This is a genomic window from Streptococcus sp. IsoGale022 (assembly GCF_031142805.1).
Taxonomy (GTDB): Bacteria; Bacillota; Bacilli; order Lactobacillales; family Streptococcaceae; genus Streptococcus; species Streptococcus sanguinis_A.
On record NZ_JAKZJI010000012.1, the window covers coordinates 25,183 to 41,493 of the forward strand.

Genomic DNA, 16,311 nt, shown 5'->3' on the forward strand with positions numbered 1-16,311 from the left:
TCTGTAAAGCTTTGTAAACGTAAATTGACAAGGGATTAATCTTTCCAAAGTTCTTTGACTTTTGCCTGAACTTCCTGATTTTCCAAGAATTCATCATAGGTTTCGTCAATACGGTCAATGACACCATTTTTAGACAGAACAATGATGTGGTTAGCCAAGGTTTGAATAAATTCATGGTCATGACTGGCAAAAATAATGGATCCTTTGAAATTTTTCAAGCCATCATTTAAGCTGGAGATTGATTCCAAATCTAAGTGATTGGTTGGATCGTCCAAGACTAAAACGTTGGATTTAAGCAACATCAACTTAGATAACATAACCCGGACTTTTTCTCCTCCTGACAAGACATTGACAGACTTGTTAACCTCATCTCCAGAGAAAAGCATGCGCCCAAGGAATCCTCGAAGGAAGGTGTTGTCATCCTCTTCTTTGCTAGCAAATTGACGCAGCCAGTCAAGGATTGATTCACCACTAGCAAAGTCACGAGAATTATCTTTTGGTAGGTAAGATTGACTGGTTGTGACACCCCACTTGACAGTTCCTTCATACTCAATATCACCCATCAAGGCACGAACCAAAGCTGTTGTTTGGATATCGTTTTGGCCAATCAAAGCTGTTTTATCGCCAGGACGTAAAATGAAGTTAATATTATCAAGAATAGTTTCTCCGTCTATCTTGACAGAAAGGTTTTCCACTGTCAAGAGATCATTACCAATTTCACGTTCTGCTTTAAAGCTGATAAATGGGTATTTACGGCTAGATGGAACAATTTCTTCTAATTCAATCTTGTCAAGCATCTTTTTACGAGAAGTTGCTTGTTTTGATTTCGAAGCATTGGCAGAAAAGCGAGCAACAAATTCTTGAAGTTGCTTGATTTTTTCTTCTGCTTTGGCATTTCGGTCAGCTAGAAGCTTAGCCGCTAGTTCGCTTGATTCTTTCCAGAAATCATAGTTTCCGACATAGAGTTTGATTTTTCCAAAGTCAAGGTCGGCCATATGAGTGCAGACTTTATTCAAAAAGTGACGGTCGTGGGATACAACAATAACTGTATTATCAAAATCGATAAGAAAGTCTTCCAACCAAGTAATAGACTGAATATCTAAACCGTTAGTTGGTTCGTCCAGAAGTAAGACATCAGGTTTACCAAAAAGGGCTTTGGCTAAGAGTACTTTGACCTTGTCTCCGTTAGAAAGCTCGCTCATATTTTGGTAGTGAAGATCTTCCGGAATATTGAGATTTTGCAATAATTGAGAGGCTTCACTTTCAGCTTCCCAGCCACCTAGTTCAGCAAACTCTCCCTCAAGCTCGGCCGCACGTACACCATCTTCATCAGAAAAATCAGGCTTCATATAAATAGCATCTTTTTCTTTCATGATGTTGTAGAGATGCTCATTTCCCATGATTACAACATCAATAACCCGTTCTTCTTCATAGTCAAAGTGGTTCTGGCGAAGGACTGAAAGACGTTCATTTGGTCCTAGAGAAATGTGGCCTGTTGTTGGCTCAATATCGCCAGCTAAAATTTTTAAAAAGGTTGATTTTCCAGCGCCGTTAGCTCCAATCAATCCATAAGTATTTCCTTCTGTAAATTTGATGTTGACTTCATCAAACAATTTTCGGTCACTGAAACGCAGTGATACATCTGATACTGTAAGCAATGTCTTTCTCCTATATATATAATCTTCTTCATTTTACTAGAAAACAGAACTTTTTTCAAATAATTCTGAGATAAAAAGAAAAAATCAAAGCAGAAAGAAAAAAGGAGAATAGAATGAACTAATATTTTTAGGTTTTATAGATAGAATAGTTTGTCAATTAAGTTTACAAATATTGTAAAGGGATGTCAATCAAGCTGTAAAAACTGGAATTTTAGCTTTTTTCTAGAAACTTCTTTCTCATTTTCATTGAAAATGATATAATGAACTCATTATACATTGAGGAGTAATAAATGACTAAACCAATTATTTTAACAGGAGATCGTCCAACAGGAAAATTGCATATTGGTCATTATGTAGGAAGTTTACGGAACCGCGTGCTTTTGCAGGATCAGGGTAAATATGAGATGTTTGTATTTTTGGCTGATCAGCAAGCTTTGACAGATCATGCAAAGGACCCTCAGACAATTGTTGAGTCCATTGGGAATGTAGCTTTGGATTATCTAGCGGCTGGATTGGATCCTGAAAAGGTGACTATTTTTATTCAAAGTCAGATTCCTGAGTTGGCAGAGTTGTCAATGTATTACATGAATTTGGTGTCATTGGCTCGTCTTGAGCGTAATCCTACTGTCAAGACTGAGATTGCACAAAAAGGATTTGGTGAAAGTTTGCCGACTGGATTTTTAGTTTATCCAATTTCTCAGGCAGCTGATATTACTGCTTTCAAGGCTAATTTTGTACCGGTAGGACATGATCAAAAGCCTATGATTGAGCAGACTCGGGAAATTGTTCGTTCCTTTAACCACGCTTATCAGACAGATGTTTTGGTAGAACCGGAAGGGATTTATCCTGAAAACGAAGCAGCTGGACGTTTGCCTGGATTGGATGGCAATGCTAAGATGTCTAAGTCTCTCAATAACGGCATTTATTTGGCTGATGATATGGATATTCTGCAAAAGAAAGTCATGAGCATGTATACAGATCCTAATCATATCAGAGTGGAAGATCCTGGAAAAATTGAGGGAAATATGGTCTTTCATTATTTGGATGTTTTTGGCCGCCCAGAAGATGCTGCTGATATTGCTGCAATGAAAGAGCATTATCAAAGAGGTGGTCTGGGAGATGTCAAAACCAAACGCTATCTGTTAGAAATTTTAGAGCGAGAGTTAGGTCCTATTCGTGAGCGTCGTGTCGAGTTCGCTAAAGACATGGGACAGGTCTATCAGATGCTGCAAGAAGGATGCGATAAGGCCCGTCAGACTGCCGCTCAGACTCTTTCAGAAGTGAAGTCTGCGATGGGGATTAATTATTTTAAATAACGAACATTATTGATTATAAATCACAAAAACTATCGTTTTTAGTTTCAAAAATGATGGTTTTTATTTTTTGTGTAATAATGATTGACAATTTCCTATAGAATGGTATGATATTAACAACAAAAAAACCAGCTCTTATTCAAAGAAAACTGAACTTCGATTCTCTTTGGGTATTAGTTTAATAAAAAGGAAAAGAGGAAACTGTGGATGTCTAACTGGGACACTAAATTTTTGAAAAAAGGTTTTACCTTTGATGATGTACTGCTGATTCCAGCTGAAAGCCATGTACTGCCCAACGATGCTGATTTGAGTACCAAGCTTGCTGAGAATCTGACTTTAAATATCCCAATCATTACTGCTGCCATGGACACTGTTACAGAGAGTCAGATGGCTATCGCTATTGCCCGTGCCGGCGGTCTTGGAGTTATCCACAAAAATATGTCTATTGAGCAACAGGCTGATGAAGTTCGAAAGGTTAAACGTTCTGAGAATGGCGTTATTATTGATCCTTTTTTCCTAACACCTGAGCATACCATTGCTGAAGCGGATGAGTTGATGGGACGCTACCGTATCAGTGGTGTTCCTGTTGTAGAAACTCTTGAAAATCGTAAGTTAGTAGGGATTTTGACCAATCGTGATTTGCGTTTTATTTCTGACTATGACCAGCCTATTTCTCGTCATATGACTAGTGAGAATCTTGTAACGGCGCCTGTTGGAACAGATTTGGGAACTGCAGAGCGCATTTTGCAGGAGCACCGGATTGAAAAATTGCCTTTGGTTGATGAAAAAGGCTGCCTTTCAGGTTTGATTACCATTAAAGATATTGAAAAGGTTATTGAGTTTCCAAATGCTGCTAAAGATGAGTTTGGCCGTCTCTTGGTAGCTGGTGCTGTCGGTGTTACTTCAGATACTTTCGAACGTGCGGAAGCTCTCTTTGAAGCGGGTGCAGATGCGATTGTTATTGATACTGCACATGGCCACTCAGCTGGAGTTTTGCGTAAGATTGCAGAGATTCGTGCTCATTTCCCTGATCGCACCTTGATTGCTGGAAATATTGCAACTGCTGAAGGTGCACGCGCTCTCTATGAAGCAGGTGTGGATGTTGTTAAGGTCGGAATTGGCCCAGGTTCTATCTGCACAACCCGTGTCATTGCTGGTGTTGGTGTTCCTCAAGTAACGGCTATTTATGATGCAGCTGCTGTAGCGCGTGAATATGGAAAAACCATCATTGCTGATGGTGGAATCAAGTATTCCGGAGATATTGTCAAAGCCTTGGCTGCTGGTGGAAATGCTGTTATGCTGGGTTCAATGTTTGCAGGAACAGACGAAGCGCCAGGTGAGACAGAAATCTTCCAAGGTCGGAAATTTAAGACTTACCGTGGAATGGGATCTATCGCCGCTATGAAGAAGGGCTCTAGTGACCGTTACTTCCAAGGTTCTGTCAATGAAGCGAATAAGCTAGTTCCAGAAGGAATTGAAGGTCGTGTGGCATACAAGGGAGCTGCTGCAGATATTGTCTTCCAGATGCTGGGTGGTATCCGATCTGGTATGGGTTATGTTGGTGCTGCAAATCTGCAAGAACTTCACGATAATGCTCAGTTTATTGAAATGAGTGGTGCTGGATTGAAGGAAAGCCACCCTCATGATGTGCAAATTACAAATGAAGCCCCTAACTATTCAGTTCAATAAAAAATAAAACGAGGTCGGGAATTTTTCCCAACCTCTTTTTAAATTTACGATTTAAATTGACATATTTTTACAATTCAAAAGGCTATAAAAGCTGTTCTAACAACAATTCGATATAATTCATTTACAGCATAAGCAAGTTTTTGTAAATTAAATTTACAAAAACGTAAATCTCATGTAATGCTAGGATTGAGATATAATTTGTCCTTGTTGGATGGTGAAAATTTTTATATCTTGTGGAAGATTTTTTAAATGTTCTAAAGTTGTTGTAGTGATGAAAGTTTGAATATCCTGAGAGATAGTTTCTAATAATTTTAGTTGACGGTTATTGTCAAGTTCGCTCATTACATCGTCAAGCAATAAAATAGGTGTTTCCTTTGTAATGCTTTCTATTAACTTGATTTCGGCTAGTTTCAGTGATAAAACAAGACTGCGATGCTGACCTTGACTACCAAAGTTGGCATCCATCTGGTTGATAAAAAAAGCAATATCATCACGATGGGGACCAACACCTGTATTTTTTTTGAATAGGTCACGTTTACGGCTGCTTAATAAGGAAGAGCAGTAGGTTTCTTCTAAATTGTCAATTTGGTGTAAAGGAATAGATGACAGATACTTGACAGTCAATTCTTCCAAATTTTGAGAAATGTCCCAGTACTTGTCTTGAGCAAAGCTTTCTAATTTTTGCAAAAAATCCAACCGATGCCTTATGACACGACAGCCATAGTCAACCAGCTGCTCATCAAGAACAGTCAAGAAGGTTTCATCAACTTTGTCATTAGCTTTCAGATAGGTATTGCGTTGTTTGAGGACATGGTTGTAATTGGATAAATCTGATAGATAGACAGGCTTGATTTGTCCAAGCTCAATGTCTATAAATTTACGACGTAGACTGGGGGAACCTTTAATCAACTGTAAATCTTCAGGAGCAAAAATAACAACATTCATAGTTCCAATGTAGTCTGATAGTTTACTTTGCTTCAAGTGGTTGACTTTTGTGATCCGACCTTTTGGTGTCAAGTTAATGTCAAGGGGAACTTTACCAGTCTTTTTTTCTAAGATACCAGAGACAAGGAGTTCATTTTCTGTAAAATGAATCAGATCCTTATCTGAGCGTGTGCGGTGGCTTCTTGTCAAGGCTAGGAAATAAACAGCTTCTAAAATATTGGTTTTACCTTGTGCGTTCTGGCCTAGAAAGACATTTAAGCCAGGATGGAAGTCAATATCAGCTTCCTGATAATTTCGGAAATGCTTGATTTTTAATGATTGCAGCCACATGATTAGATACCAGGGAAGCGAACAGGGCTTTTAGTAGTTTTCTGCTTTTTAGGTAGCCCTGTATTCTTAAGCTTTTCTTTTTTAGAAGTCTGATTTTTTTAAAATCCCTATTCATAGCTTTGACAAGTTCAGCAACTCGTTTTTTTTTCTGCCATTTCCTCTTGGTGTTGCAGAATTTCTTCTTGACTAGGAGCTGTCAGGTTAATTTCAATTCCTTGCTCAGGAAGGGAGATCCTATCATTGACACGGAGTTTTTTCCCCCGGCGGTTTTCTGGTTCGCCATTAAAAAGGACTGGATATTCACTTAGAAATGTTTTAATTGCTCCGCCGCTTTGGATAATTCCTGTTTCTTTTAAAAGTGCTTGTAGCGTGATGTAGTCATCAAATAATTTGTATTCCATATTTCACCTCAACCCTGTCATTATACCATATTTGTTAGTAAAAAGTGCTGAGGTGCTTTGGATAAAATCGGAAATTTTCTCCTGTTATAAGAAAACGTTTTAATCAGCAAAAAGCTTGGTAGAACAAACAAATCAGAGGCATTTCATGATATAATAGTAGTCTATATTATTCAGTATGAGGGGCGTCATGGAAATCACTAAAGGAGTTCGTCTCCATTTTATTCAATCAGAAAAATTTAAAACAAATAAAATTAGGGTTCGTTTTTCAGCGCCTATGTCCAAAGAAACAGTAGCTGGTCGGGTTTTAACAGCCAGTATGCTAGAAACTGTCAATGCGGTTTATCCTACTTCGCAAGCCTTCAGAGAACGTTTGGCCAATTTGTATGGTGCTGATTATTCTACGAGTCTTTCAAGGAGAGGATTGGTCCATTATTTAGATATCAATCTTTCTTTTGTGCGGGATAAATTTTTGAGTCGTAAAAATGTCCTAACAGATGCCATGCTTGATTTTTTGAAAGCCAGCTTGTTTTCTCCATTGGTAAGTCAGGACGCTTTTGATGAATCTGCTTTTGAAATTGAGAAGAAAAATATCTTGAATGATTTGGAAGCTGAAATTGAGAATCATTTTTATCATGCTCATCGAGAATTAGATAAACTCTTTTATGAAGAAGAGGAAATGCAGATGCCTCGTGTTGGGACGATTGAATTAATTCAGAAAGAGACAGCTGCAAGCAGTTTTGCTGCTTTTCAGCAGATGCTTCAGGAAAATCAGATTGACTTTTTCTTTATTGGGGACTTTAATGAAGTGGCTGTTCGGGAGAAAATTCAATCTTTCAATTTTGCGCCTCGCCAGCAAGAACTTCAGTTAGTTTATCAGCAAGAATATTCCAATGTTTTGCGAGAAGGACTGGAGCAGAAGGATGTGCATCAGTCAATTATTGAGTTGGGCTATCACTTCCCTATTCAGTACGGAGAGAGTGAACACCTGCCTTTGGTCGTTTTAAATGCTTTGCTAGGTGGCTTTGCCCATTCGAAATTATTTGTCAATCTTCGTGAAAAGGAAGGGCTGGCTTATACAATTTCTAGCAATTTTGATATTTTTTCAGGAATGATGCGAATTTACGCTGGTATTGACCGCATCAATCGGACCAGAACAGTTGCTTTAATCAACCGGCAAATTGTTGATTTGAAGCGTGGGAATTTTAGTCTGGAAGAACTGAATCAAACCAAGAAAATGCTGAGAAATTCGGTATTGTTAGCTCAGGATCGACAGAATACAATCTTAGAGAGAGCTTATATGTCTTCTGTTTTAGGGAAAAAATTCTTATCTCTTGAAGCTTGGCTGGAAGCTTTGGAACAGGTTCATAAAGATGATATTGTCAAAGCAGCTGGTCTCTTAAAATTACAAGCTATTTACTTTATGGAAGGAAAATAATGCAGGGAGAAGTGCTAGAAATAATCAATTATTCAGCAGTGGGAGAAACTGTTTATCAGACAGTCTTGGCAAATGGTTTGCGTGTTTTTCTTCTGCCTAAAAATGATTTTAATGAAACTTATGGGATTATCTCAACTAATTTTGGTTCAGTGGATACAGGGATTGTTTCACGTGAAACCAAGCAGGTCACTCAGTATCCGGCGGGAATAGCTCATTTTTTGGAACATAAGCTTTTTGAAGGCCCGCAGGGAAAGGATCTGCTGCTGGAATTTACGAAGCTAGGGGCTGAGAGCAATGCCTTTACAAGCTTTACTCGGACTAGCTATTTATTTTCAGCAACGGATAATATTTCAGAAAACCTACATCTTTTGCAAGAACTGGTCCATCGGGTTGATTTCACAAAAGAATCTATTTTGCGGGAACAGGATATTATCGGCCAAGAAATTGAGATGTATCAGGATAATCCAGATTATCGTCTCTTTTTTGGAGCCTTGGCCAATCTCTATCCTCAAACACCTCTGGCAGAAGATATTGCAGGAACGAAAGAGTCTATCTCTGAAATTACTGTTGAAAAATTGAAGGAAAATTTCAGTAACTTTTATCATCCTTCTAATATGACTTTGTTTGTGATTGGTAATTTTGATTTGGAACAGATAGCTGCAGAGATTGCTGAACAGCAGAAAAAACTAGTTTTTGCTGGGAGTTTGGAATCTATTGAAAAAATTCCTGTTAGCCTTCACCCAGTGGTGTCAACAGACACCTACCGAATGGAGGTGGCTAGTCCAAAACTGGCAGTTGGGATTCGAGGGACAGACTTTGTTGATGAATCGGAGTTGTATCGCTATAAAATCACTTTGAAACTCTTATTTGCCATGATGTTTGGCTGGACTTCCAAGCGTTTTCAGTCCCTCTATGAGAGTGGGAAAATGGATAATTCTTTAACGTTGGAAGTGGAAGTAGAAAAAGATTTTCACTTTGTCATGCTGACGATGGATACTCAGGAACCGGTGGGACTTTCTCATCAATTTCGCTCAGCCATCAAGAATTTTGACAAGGATCCGGATGTGACAGAAGAGCATTTGGATACGATTAAAAGTGAGATGTTTGGTGATTTTCTGCATGGTTTAAACTCGCTTGAGTATATTGCAACCCAGTATGAACCGCATTTGACGGGTGAGAATCTGTTTGATTTGCCGAAAATTTTACAGGACATCAACCTGAATGATGTGATAAAACTAGGTCATCGTTTTATCGATCAGTGTGATATGACAGATTTTACTATTTTTCCAAAATAATTCCAGAATCGTTTTTAAAATTTTGTTAAAATAGTGAAGAATAGAAATAAGGGAAAAGTACGTATGAGAAAAAAAACGATAGGAGAAGTGTTGAAGCTTGCCCGGACCAATCAAGGGCTGAGCTTAGAGGAATTGTCAAAAAAGACAGATATCCAGCAGGATTTGCTGGAAGCGCTGGAACGAAATGACTATGATTTGCTTCCTAGTCCTTTCTATGCCCGTAGCTTCTTGCGGAAATATGCTTGGGCTGTAGATTTGGATGAGTCTATTATTCTGGAGGCTTACGAAGCTGGTGAGATGATTGTCTTTGATGAAGTGGCACTGGCAGCAGATGAGGAATTCAGGAGCAGAAAAAATAAAAATAAAAGCTCTTTTCTGCCCTTATTCTATTTTCTCTTGTTGGCTTCAGCTATTGCTGCTTTCGTAGCTTATTATATCTGGAGCTATGCTCATACTAATTCGGTAAGTTTCAAAGCATCTGACAGCAATTATAGTCTGGTATCTTCTACAAGCACTAACAGTCAGAAGAGTTCCTTTTCTTCGGCTGATTCTAAGTCAGTTTCTTCCTCAGCTAGCAAATTGACAGTTAGTGGAAGCGGAGAGAATTTGATTGCTGAGTATAGCGGAGCAAGTCAGCCTGTTAAAGTGACCGTTTCTGTGGAGCAAACAACCAATTTGGTAAGCATAAGCGATTCAGAACTAGCCGAAGGCATCACCTTATCTCCTGAAAAATCAAGCCAGACGGTTTCTCTTGAGCCAGGCAATAAGTATCTTATTACGTTAGCACCTGTTAAAGGAGCAACTGTGACGATAGAGGGACAAAAACTAGATACTTCGGCTTTGACTAGTGATAGTGGAACCATTAGTTTGAACATTACGAAAGGATAAAAACGAAGGGAATCCCATGAAAAAAGAAAATATTCCAAATGCCTTAACTCTTGTTAGAATTGCGTTAATCCCTGTATTTGTTGTGATTTTAACATTCGGTCATTCTTACACCATGCATATCTTGGCAGCTTTTATATTTGCTTTTGCCAGTATAACTGATTATCTAGATGGCTATTTGGCTCGAAAGTGGGAAGTAGTAACAAATTTTGGTAAATTTGCTGATCCCATGGCTGATAAGCTTTTAGTGATGTCTGCTTTTATCATGTTGATTGAGATGAAAATGGCTCCTGCTTGGGTTGTAGCTATTATTATTTGCCGGGAATTGGCAGTAACAGGTCTGCGCTTGCTTTTAGTGGAAACAGGAGGGACAGTATTAGCAGCTGCCATGCCAGGTAAAATCAAGACCTTCACGCAGATGTTTGCTATAATTTTTCTTCTGATTCATTGGACTCTCTTAGGACAAATCCTTCTGTATATCGCTTTAATCTTTACGATTTATTCTGGATATGACTACTTCAAGGGAAGTGCCTATCTCTTTAAAGATACCTTTAAATAATATGGAAAATATCATCGAAGTAAAAAATCTTAAGTACAAATACGATAGTGAGTCTGAGAATTACACTTTAAATGATGTCTCCTTTCAAGTAAAAAAAGGGGAATGGCTGTCTATTGTCGGTCATAATGGCAGCGGAAAATCAACCACAGTTCGTTTAATTGACGGTCTTTTAGAAGCGGAAAGCGGAGATATTATTATCTCAGGCGATAAGCTAATAGCTGAAAACGTCTGGGAAAAGCGTCGACAGATTGGCATGGTATTCCAAAATCCAGATAATCAGTTTGTCGGTGCAACTGTAGAAGACGATGTAGCCTTTGGTTTGGAAAATCAAGGGCTGGACTATGATCTGATGGTAGAGCGAGTCCAGCAGGCATTAGAGCTTGTCGGCATGCAGGATTTTAAGGAGCGTGAACCAGCTCGTCTTTCCGGAGGGCAAAAACAGCGGGTAGCTGTTGCAGGTGTGGTAGCTCTGAGACCGGATATTATTATTTTGGATGAAGCAACTAGCATGCTAGATCCAGAGGGACGTTTGGATCTTATCCAGATCGTGAAAAAAATTAAAGATAGCAATCAGCTGACCGTCATTTCCATCACTCATGACCTGGATGAAATAGCCTTAAGCGACCGTGTTTTGGTCATGAAAGAAGGGCAGGTTGAGTCTACCGCTACTCCGAGAGAACTCTTTTCTCGAGAAGATTTAGAAGAGCTAGGATTGGATCAGCCATTTGTCAATCAGGTAAAAGCGACTTTACGTCAGTCAGGCTTTTCTCTGGCAGACTCTTACTTAACAGAAAAAGAATTGCAGGATCAACTATGGGCATTACTCTCAAAAATGTAAGTTATACTTATCAAGCTGGCACCCCTTTTGAGGGACCAGCGCTTTTTGGAGTGGATTTGGAGATAAAATCCGGCAGCTACACCGCTCTTATCGGTCATACTGGTAGCGGTAAGTCAACAATTCTCCAGCTTTTAAATGGCTTGCTGGTTCCCAATCAGGGTAGTGTTGAAGTAGGCAGTACAGTCATCACGGCTGATTCCGTCAATAAAGACTTTAAACAGGTGCGCAAGAAGGTCGGTCTGGTCTTTCAATTTCCGGAAAGTCAAGTTTTTGATGAAACAGTTTTGAAAGATGTGGCTTTTGGCCCTCAGAATTTTGGTGTTTCTAAGGAAGAAGCGGAAGCGTTGGCGCGTGAAAAGCTGCACTTGGTCGGAATTTCTGAGGATTTGTTCAATCGCAGTCCTTTCGAACTTTCTGGTGGCCAGATGCGCAGGGTGGCCATCGCTGGTATATTAGCCATGGAACCTGATATTTTGGTTTTGGATGAGCCGACAGCAGGACTTGATCCGTCCGGTCGAAAAGAACTGATGAGGCTCTTTGAAGAGCTGCATCAAGCCGGTATGACCATTGTTTTGGTAACTCACCTAATGGATGATGTAGCCAACTTTGCTGATACAGTCTATGTTTTAGATAAGGGCAGAGTCGTCAAGAGCGGTCAGCCTGCTCAGGTCTTTCAGGATCTTGATTTTATGGAGAGTATTCAATTGGGTGTTCCCAAGATTACAAAATTTGCTCACGAATTGGCGGAGAAAGGGATGAATTTCTCGCACTATCCTATTACAATTGAAGAATTCAAGGAGATCTTGCATGGATAAGTTGATTTTAGGTCGCTATATTCCCGGAAATTCAATCATCCATCGTTTGGATCCGCGGAGCAAGTTGCTGGCGATGTTTCTTTTTATTCTATTAATTTTCTGGGCTAATAATCTTGTGACCAATCTGCTGTTGTTTGTTTTCGTTTTTAGTTTGGTCTTGCTGTCCAAGGTTCCTTTGAAGTTCTTTTTAAAGGGTATCCAGTCCATGGTTTTTATCATAGCTTTTACCACCTTGTTCCAGCTGTTTTTAACCTCTGGAGGGGCCACAATCTTTCGATTCGCTTTTATCAGAATTACAGAACTAGGACTGTCACAGGCTGGAATTATTTTTAGCCGCTTTATTCTGATTATTTTCTTTTCTACTCTTCTGACTCTGACAACGACGCCCTTAAGCTTGTCCGATGCGGTTGAGTCTTTGTTGAAACCACTGAAGGTTTTCAAAGTGCCAGCACATGAGATTGGTCTGATGCTCTCTATGAGCCTGCGCTTCGTTCCAACGTTGATGGATGATACTACTCGGATTATGAACGCCCAGAGGGCGCGTGGTGTTGACTTTGGCGAGGGAAAGCTTGTTCAAAAGGTTAAATCTATTATTCCCATTCTAATCCCTTTGTTTGCTTCTAGTTTTAAAAGGGCAGATGCTCTAGCAATTGCCATGGAAGCGCGCGGTTATAATGGAGGTGAAGGCCGGACACGTTTTCGCCGCTTGGTATGGAAAAGAAATGACAGCTTGGCTATTATTAGCTTACTTATATTAGGTGTTCTGCTTTATATATTGAAAAACTGACCTATTGTTTAAAGTGTTTTTAGAGAATAGTATAAGTTAAACTTGTCTATTTTTTGCTTGGTCAAAGAAAATATTTGGCAAAAAAGCTCTAAAAGTCTGTTTTTAACGTCTAAACTAAATGTTCTTGTAACGTTTGACTTGGTAATGTAACTTTTTGGTAATATTTTATGTGTAAGATAGTATTATCACCGAAAGGAGAATTACATTTTAATGAACAAAAAAACAGCAAAATGGACTTTAACAGGTGCAGTCGCTGCAGCGGCTTTCTTGGTTTCAGGTATTGCAAATGCTGAGACCTATACAGTTGAAGCCGGTGATACTTTATCAGCTATTGCTAACGAAAAAAATACAACTCTTGAGAAATTAGTAGAGTTAAACAAGATTGCAGATCCAAATCACATCCGTGTTGGTCAAATCTTGGAACTTGGAAATAGTGCCAAAACGTCTGAAACAAGCGTAGCAGCAACTGCAACTCCCGTAAATAATTATGCAGCACCTGCAGCAACAGCTAATTCAGCAGCAACTTCAGGAGGCCTTGTACTTAGCAATGGTAATACCGCTGGTGCAACTGGTTCTTATGCAGCATCACGTATGGCAGAAATGACTGGTGTTCCTGCATCAACTTGGGAAGCTATCATTGCCCGTGAATCAAATGGTCAAGTAGATGCTTACAACCCTTCAGGTGCTAGTGGTCTTTTCCAAACAATGCCAGGTTGGGGTTCAACAGCTACTGTTGATGATCAAATCCAATCAGCATATAGCGCCTATAGTGCTCAAGGACTTTCAGCTTGGGGTTACTAAGATAAAACTAAAAAAACCACAGAATCCCTGTGGTTTTTTTAGTTTACATAAAATTGACAATTTATAAGCAGAAAATGGTAGTGTAGATAAAGATTTAAAGATAACAATCTTATCTAGATTGACAGCTATGTAAAGTTATGAAAAGTGTTCGTTTAATATTTTTAAAATGTGTTTGGGAGAATGAGCCAGGAAATCTGCTCCATTTTCTAGTAACTCTTTTTGGCTGCCAAAGCCCCAAAGGACTCCTAGAGTTGAGATTCCTACTTCTTTACCGCCAATTATATCAAACTTTGTATCGCCTATAATTATGGTTTCTTCTGGATTTGCATCTAGTGTTCGCAGAGCTCGGAGCAGAACATCTGCTTTGTGAAATGAATCTGGCAGTGAGCCAAAAATATCATCAAATTGCTCAGAGATAGCTAGATTTGCTAATAAATCTTGTGCTGTGGGTTGATTCTTACTCGTTGTTACATAAATCTGATAACCAGCTTCTTTTAACTGTGTTAGCAATTCTGGTATCCCCTCATAGAGGCGGACGCCCCAGATGCCTTTTTCCTTATAGAAGCTGCGGTAATAGTTAATTGCTTCTGGAACTTGGTTTTCTTCAAGAACAGAGGCGAAGCTTACTTCCAGAGGCGGCCCCATAAAACTTTTGATGATACTTTCTTCAGGGCACTCTTTTCCAAGTTGTTTGAAGCTGTATTCAAAGGATTCTTGGATGCCCTTTGAACTGTCAACTAGGGTTCCATCCAAATCAAAGAAGATATATTTCAAATGACTCATCTTGTCTCCTTGTTTACTATCTAGTAAATCTACTTGACAAATTTGTCAAGGTTATTCTCCAAAGATTTCTTTTGAAAGTCTGCGGCCTGTAGGTGTTTTAGCTAGACCACCTTCAGCTGTTTCTCTGAAAGCAGTAGGCAGACTTGACCCGACTTGATACATGGCGTCAATGACTTCGTCAACAGGAATTTTAGATTCGATTCCCGCAAGAGCCATATCAGCTGCAATAAAGGCGTAACTGGCTCCCATAGCATTTCGCTTGACACAAGGCACCTCCACCAGACCAGCTACTGGATCACAAATCAAGCCCAGCATGTTTTTAATGACAAAACAAATAGCTTGACTGGCTTGAAAAGGTGAACCTCCAGCAGCCAGAACTAAAGCAGCTGCACTCATAGCAGAAGCGGAGCCAACCTCAGCTTGACAGCCACCTTCAGCACCCGAAATTGAGGCGTTATTGGCAATAACTAGGCCAAAAGCGCCTGCAGCTAATAGAAAGTTTAGCTGTTCTTCTTCTGAGAGTCCTAATTTTTCAATGGCAGATGTAAGAACAGCTGGCAGACAGCCAGCGCTGCCGGCAGTAGGTGTTGCACAAACTAAACCCATTTTAGCATTATGCTCATTGACAGCAATAGCATTTTTTGCAGCAGTCAGCACAGTGTGGTCTGACAAAGCCTTTCCTGACTGAATATAGTGATCAAGTTTAGCTGCGTCTCCGCCAGTCAAGCCACTCCGAGACTTGCTCTCGTCAAGTCCAAGAAGGACAGAGGCTTTCATGACTTCCAGATTGCGACCCATCAGTCGCAGGACTTCATCTCTTTCACGACCAGTTAATTCATACTCGGTAGCAATCATCAATTCAGCAACATTTCCTTGGTAATCCAAGTCAGCTTGCTCTACCAATTCTTTGATGGAATAAAACATATTTTCTCCTACTTAAAGAAATTTACATTATGCAGATGAGGAATGTTTCGAATTTCTTCGACAGCTTCTTCACAGCTGCGGCTGTCAACTTCAATAATCATAATCGCTTTTTCTCCAGCCTTCTCACGTGTAACATTCATCTGAGCTATATTTATATTGTAGCGTGACAGAGCTTCGGTGACATGGGCAATCATACCTGGAACATCCTGGTGGACAATAATGATGGTCGGAGTATTCATGCTCAGAGATACTGAAAAGCCATTCAACTCTGTTACTTGAATGTTGCCGCCACCGATAGAGACTCCAGTCACACTGATTGTTTTACGGTCATTTTTGACTGTAATCTTTGTCGTATTGGGGTGGGGAGCATTGCTATCCTTTTGAATCGTCCAGACAATCTTGATACCACGTTTATGAGCAATTTCAAGGCTGTTAGGAATCTCAGGGTCATCTGTCTCCATTCCCAGAATCCCTGCGACAAGAGCCAAGTCAGTTCCGTGACCTCGGTAAGTTTTAGCAAAAGAGTTAAAGAGCTGGAACTCTACCTCTGTTGGCTCATCGTTAAAAATGGAGGAGACAATTTTTCCAATACGGACGGCACCTGCCGTATGGCTGCTTGATGGACCTATCATCACAGGTCCGATAATATCAAAAACAGATTGAAATCTTAGTGAAGTCATGATTTCTCCTTGCAGCTTATTTATTATTTTCATTATAACAAAGTTAAGGGCTTTCTGCTGATTTTTTAAATGAATTAAAAGTGGATATTATAAAATTTGTTTGATAGGAAAGTAAACGAGCAAATCAATAAGTTTACAAAGTTGTAAACATAATTTACAGTTAATAAATTTAG

15 protein-coding genes and 1 pseudogene are annotated in these 16,311 nt (G+C 39.5%); 10 read left to right on the forward strand and 6 right to left on the reverse strand.

The features are described from left to right. Positions 1–35: 35 nt before the first annotated feature. Positions 36–1,658 (reverse strand): ATP-binding cassette domain-containing protein, encoded by a 1,623-nt coding sequence (locus RG608_RS07355; RefSeq protein ID WP_268687116.1) that lies wholly within the window; start codon positions 1,656–1,658, stop codon positions 36–38. 290 nt (positions 1,659–1,948) lie between these two features. Between RG608_RS07355 and trpS the strand changes: the two genes are divergently transcribed. Continuing rightward, the gene (gene trpS, locus RG608_RS07360; RefSeq protein WP_002928591.1) at positions 1,949–2,974 is read left to right on the forward strand and encodes a tryptophan--tRNA ligase; all 1,026 of its coding nucleotides are present in this window, start codon (positions 1,949–1,951) and stop codon (positions 2,972–2,974) included. 204 nt (positions 2,975–3,178) lie between these two features. Beyond that, entirely contained in the window at positions 3,179–4,660 is a 1,482-nt protein-coding gene (gene guaB, locus RG608_RS07365; protein ID WP_049553055.1) for an IMP dehydrogenase, read from the forward strand. A gap of 180 nt (positions 4,661–4,840) precedes the next feature. Here the strand turns inward: guaB and recF are convergent, their stop codons facing one another. After that, positions 4,841–5,935 (reverse strand): DNA replication/repair protein RecF, encoded by a 1,095-nt coding sequence (gene recF, locus RG608_RS07370; protein WP_268687117.1) that lies wholly within the window; start codon positions 5,933–5,935, stop codon positions 4,841–4,843. A gap of 2 nt (positions 5,936–5,937) precedes the next feature. Next, positions 5,938–6,336: pseudogene (gene yaaA, locus RG608_RS07375) on the reverse strand (S4 domain-containing protein YaaA). Between the two features lie 187 nt (positions 6,337–6,523). On the opposite strand from yaaA, the gene yfmF reads away from it, so the two are divergent. From yfmF to RG608_RS07415, 8 genes are all read left to right on the forward strand, one after another. Continuing rightward, entirely contained in the window at positions 6,524–7,771 is a 1,248-nt protein-coding gene (gene yfmF / locus RG608_RS07380) for an EF-P 5-aminopentanol modification-associated protein YfmF (RefSeq protein ID WP_308946785.1), read from the forward strand. Beyond that, positions 7,771–9,066, forward strand: a complete 1,296-nt coding sequence (gene yfmH, locus RG608_RS07385) for an EF-P 5-aminopentanol modification-associated protein YfmH (protein WP_308946786.1) — start codon at positions 7,771–7,773, stop codon at positions 9,064–9,066. Before yfmF ends, yfmH begins: the two co-directional genes overlap by 1 nt. 33 nt (positions 9,067–9,099) lie before the next feature. After that, positions 9,100–9,954, forward strand: a complete 855-nt coding sequence (gene rodZ, locus RG608_RS07390) for a cytoskeleton protein RodZ (protein WP_268687121.1) — start codon at positions 9,100–9,102, stop codon at positions 9,952–9,954. Positions 9,955–9,970: 16 nt separating this feature from the next. Continuing rightward, positions 9,971–10,510: a CDP-diacylglycerol--glycerol-3-phosphate 3-phosphatidyltransferase gene (pgsA, locus tag RG608_RS07395; protein ID WP_002899412.1), complete on the forward strand. Its 540-nt coding sequence runs from the start codon at positions 9,971–9,973 to the stop codon at positions 10,508–10,510. 1 nt (position 10,511) lies between these two features. Next, complete coding sequence (locus RG608_RS07400) at positions 10,512–11,348, forward strand: energy-coupling factor ABC transporter ATP-binding protein (protein WP_268687122.1); 837 nt, start codon at positions 10,512–10,514, stop codon at positions 11,346–11,348. Next, positions 11,324–12,163 carry an energy-coupling factor ABC transporter ATP-binding protein gene (locus RG608_RS07405; protein WP_268687123.1) on the forward strand — a complete coding sequence of 280 codons (840 nt, stop codon included), beginning with the start codon at positions 11,324–11,326 and terminating at the stop codon, positions 12,161–12,163. Before RG608_RS07400 ends, RG608_RS07405 begins: the two co-directional genes overlap by 25 nt. Next, positions 12,156–12,950: an energy-coupling factor transporter transmembrane protein EcfT gene (locus tag RG608_RS07410; protein WP_308946787.1), complete on the forward strand. Its 795-nt coding sequence runs from the start codon at positions 12,156–12,158 to the stop codon at positions 12,948–12,950. Before RG608_RS07405 ends, RG608_RS07410 begins: the two co-directional genes overlap by 8 nt. Positions 12,951–13,160: 210 nt before the next feature. Then, positions 13,161–13,751 carry a LysM peptidoglycan-binding domain-containing protein gene (locus RG608_RS07415; protein WP_002894257.1) on the forward strand — a complete coding sequence of 197 codons (591 nt, stop codon included), beginning with the start codon at positions 13,161–13,163 and terminating at the stop codon, positions 13,749–13,751. Between the two features lie 135 nt (positions 13,752–13,886). Here RG608_RS07415 and RG608_RS07420 read toward each other — a convergent pair whose 3' ends face one another. From RG608_RS07420 to sdaAB, 3 genes are read right to left on the reverse strand one after another with little or no spacing between them, the layout of a single operon-like run. Further along, entirely contained in the window at positions 13,887–14,534 is a 648-nt protein-coding gene (locus RG608_RS07420; protein ID WP_268687124.1) for an HAD family hydrolase, read from the reverse strand. Between the two features lie 51 nt (positions 14,535–14,585). Further along, entirely contained in the window at positions 14,586–15,458 is an 873-nt protein-coding gene (gene sdaAA, locus RG608_RS07425; protein ID WP_308946788.1) for an L-serine ammonia-lyase, iron-sulfur-dependent, subunit alpha, read from the reverse strand. An 8-nt stretch (positions 15,459–15,466) separates the two neighbouring features. After that, positions 15,467–16,138: an L-serine ammonia-lyase, iron-sulfur-dependent subunit beta gene (gene sdaAB, locus RG608_RS07430; protein WP_268687126.1), complete on the reverse strand. Its 672-nt coding sequence runs from the start codon at positions 16,136–16,138 to the stop codon at positions 15,467–15,469. Positions 16,139–16,311: the final 173 nt, after the last annotated feature.

Bases quoted from the DNA above. Each gene is read 5' to 3' on its own strand.
- trpS (WP_002928591.1), top strand. From the start codon at position 1,949: ATGACTAAACCAATTATTTTAACAGGAGATCGTCCAACAGGAAAATTG.
- guaB (WP_049553055.1), top strand. From the start codon at position 3,179: ATGTCTAACTGGGACACTAAATTTTTGAAAAAAGGTTTTACCTTTGAT.
- recF (WP_268687117.1), bottom strand. From the start codon at position 5,935: ATGTGGCTGCAATCATTAAAAATCAAGCATTTCCGAAATTATCAGGAA.
- yfmF (WP_308946785.1), top strand. From the start codon at position 6,524: ATGGAAATCACTAAAGGAGTTCGTCTCCATTTTATTCAATCAGAAAAA.
- yfmH (WP_308946786.1), top strand. From the start codon at position 7,771: ATGCAGGGAGAAGTGCTAGAAATAATCAATTATTCAGCAGTGGGAGAA.
- pgsA (WP_002899412.1), top strand. From the start codon at position 9,971: ATGAAAAAAGAAAATATTCCAAATGCCTTAACTCTTGTTAGAATTGCG.
- RG608_RS07400 (WP_268687122.1), top strand. From the start codon at position 10,512: ATGGAAAATATCATCGAAGTAAAAAATCTTAAGTACAAATACGATAGT.
- RG608_RS07405 (WP_268687123.1), top strand. From the start codon at position 11,324: ATGGGCATTACTCTCAAAAATGTAAGTTATACTTATCAAGCTGGCACC.
- RG608_RS07410 (WP_308946787.1), top strand. From the start codon at position 12,156: ATGGATAAGTTGATTTTAGGTCGCTATATTCCCGGAAATTCAATCATC.
- RG608_RS07415 (WP_002894257.1), top strand. From the start codon at position 13,161: ATGAACAAAAAAACAGCAAAATGGACTTTAACAGGTGCAGTCGCTGCA.
- RG608_RS07420 (WP_268687124.1), bottom strand. From the start codon at position 14,534: ATGAGTCATTTGAAATATATCTTCTTTGATTTGGATGGAACCCTAGTT.
- sdaAA (WP_308946788.1), bottom strand. From the start codon at position 15,458: ATGTTTTATTCCATCAAAGAATTGGTAGAGCAAGCTGACTTGGATTAC.
- sdaAB (WP_268687126.1), bottom strand. From the start codon at position 16,138: ATGACTTCACTAAGATTTCAATCTGTTTTTGATATTATCGGACCTGTG.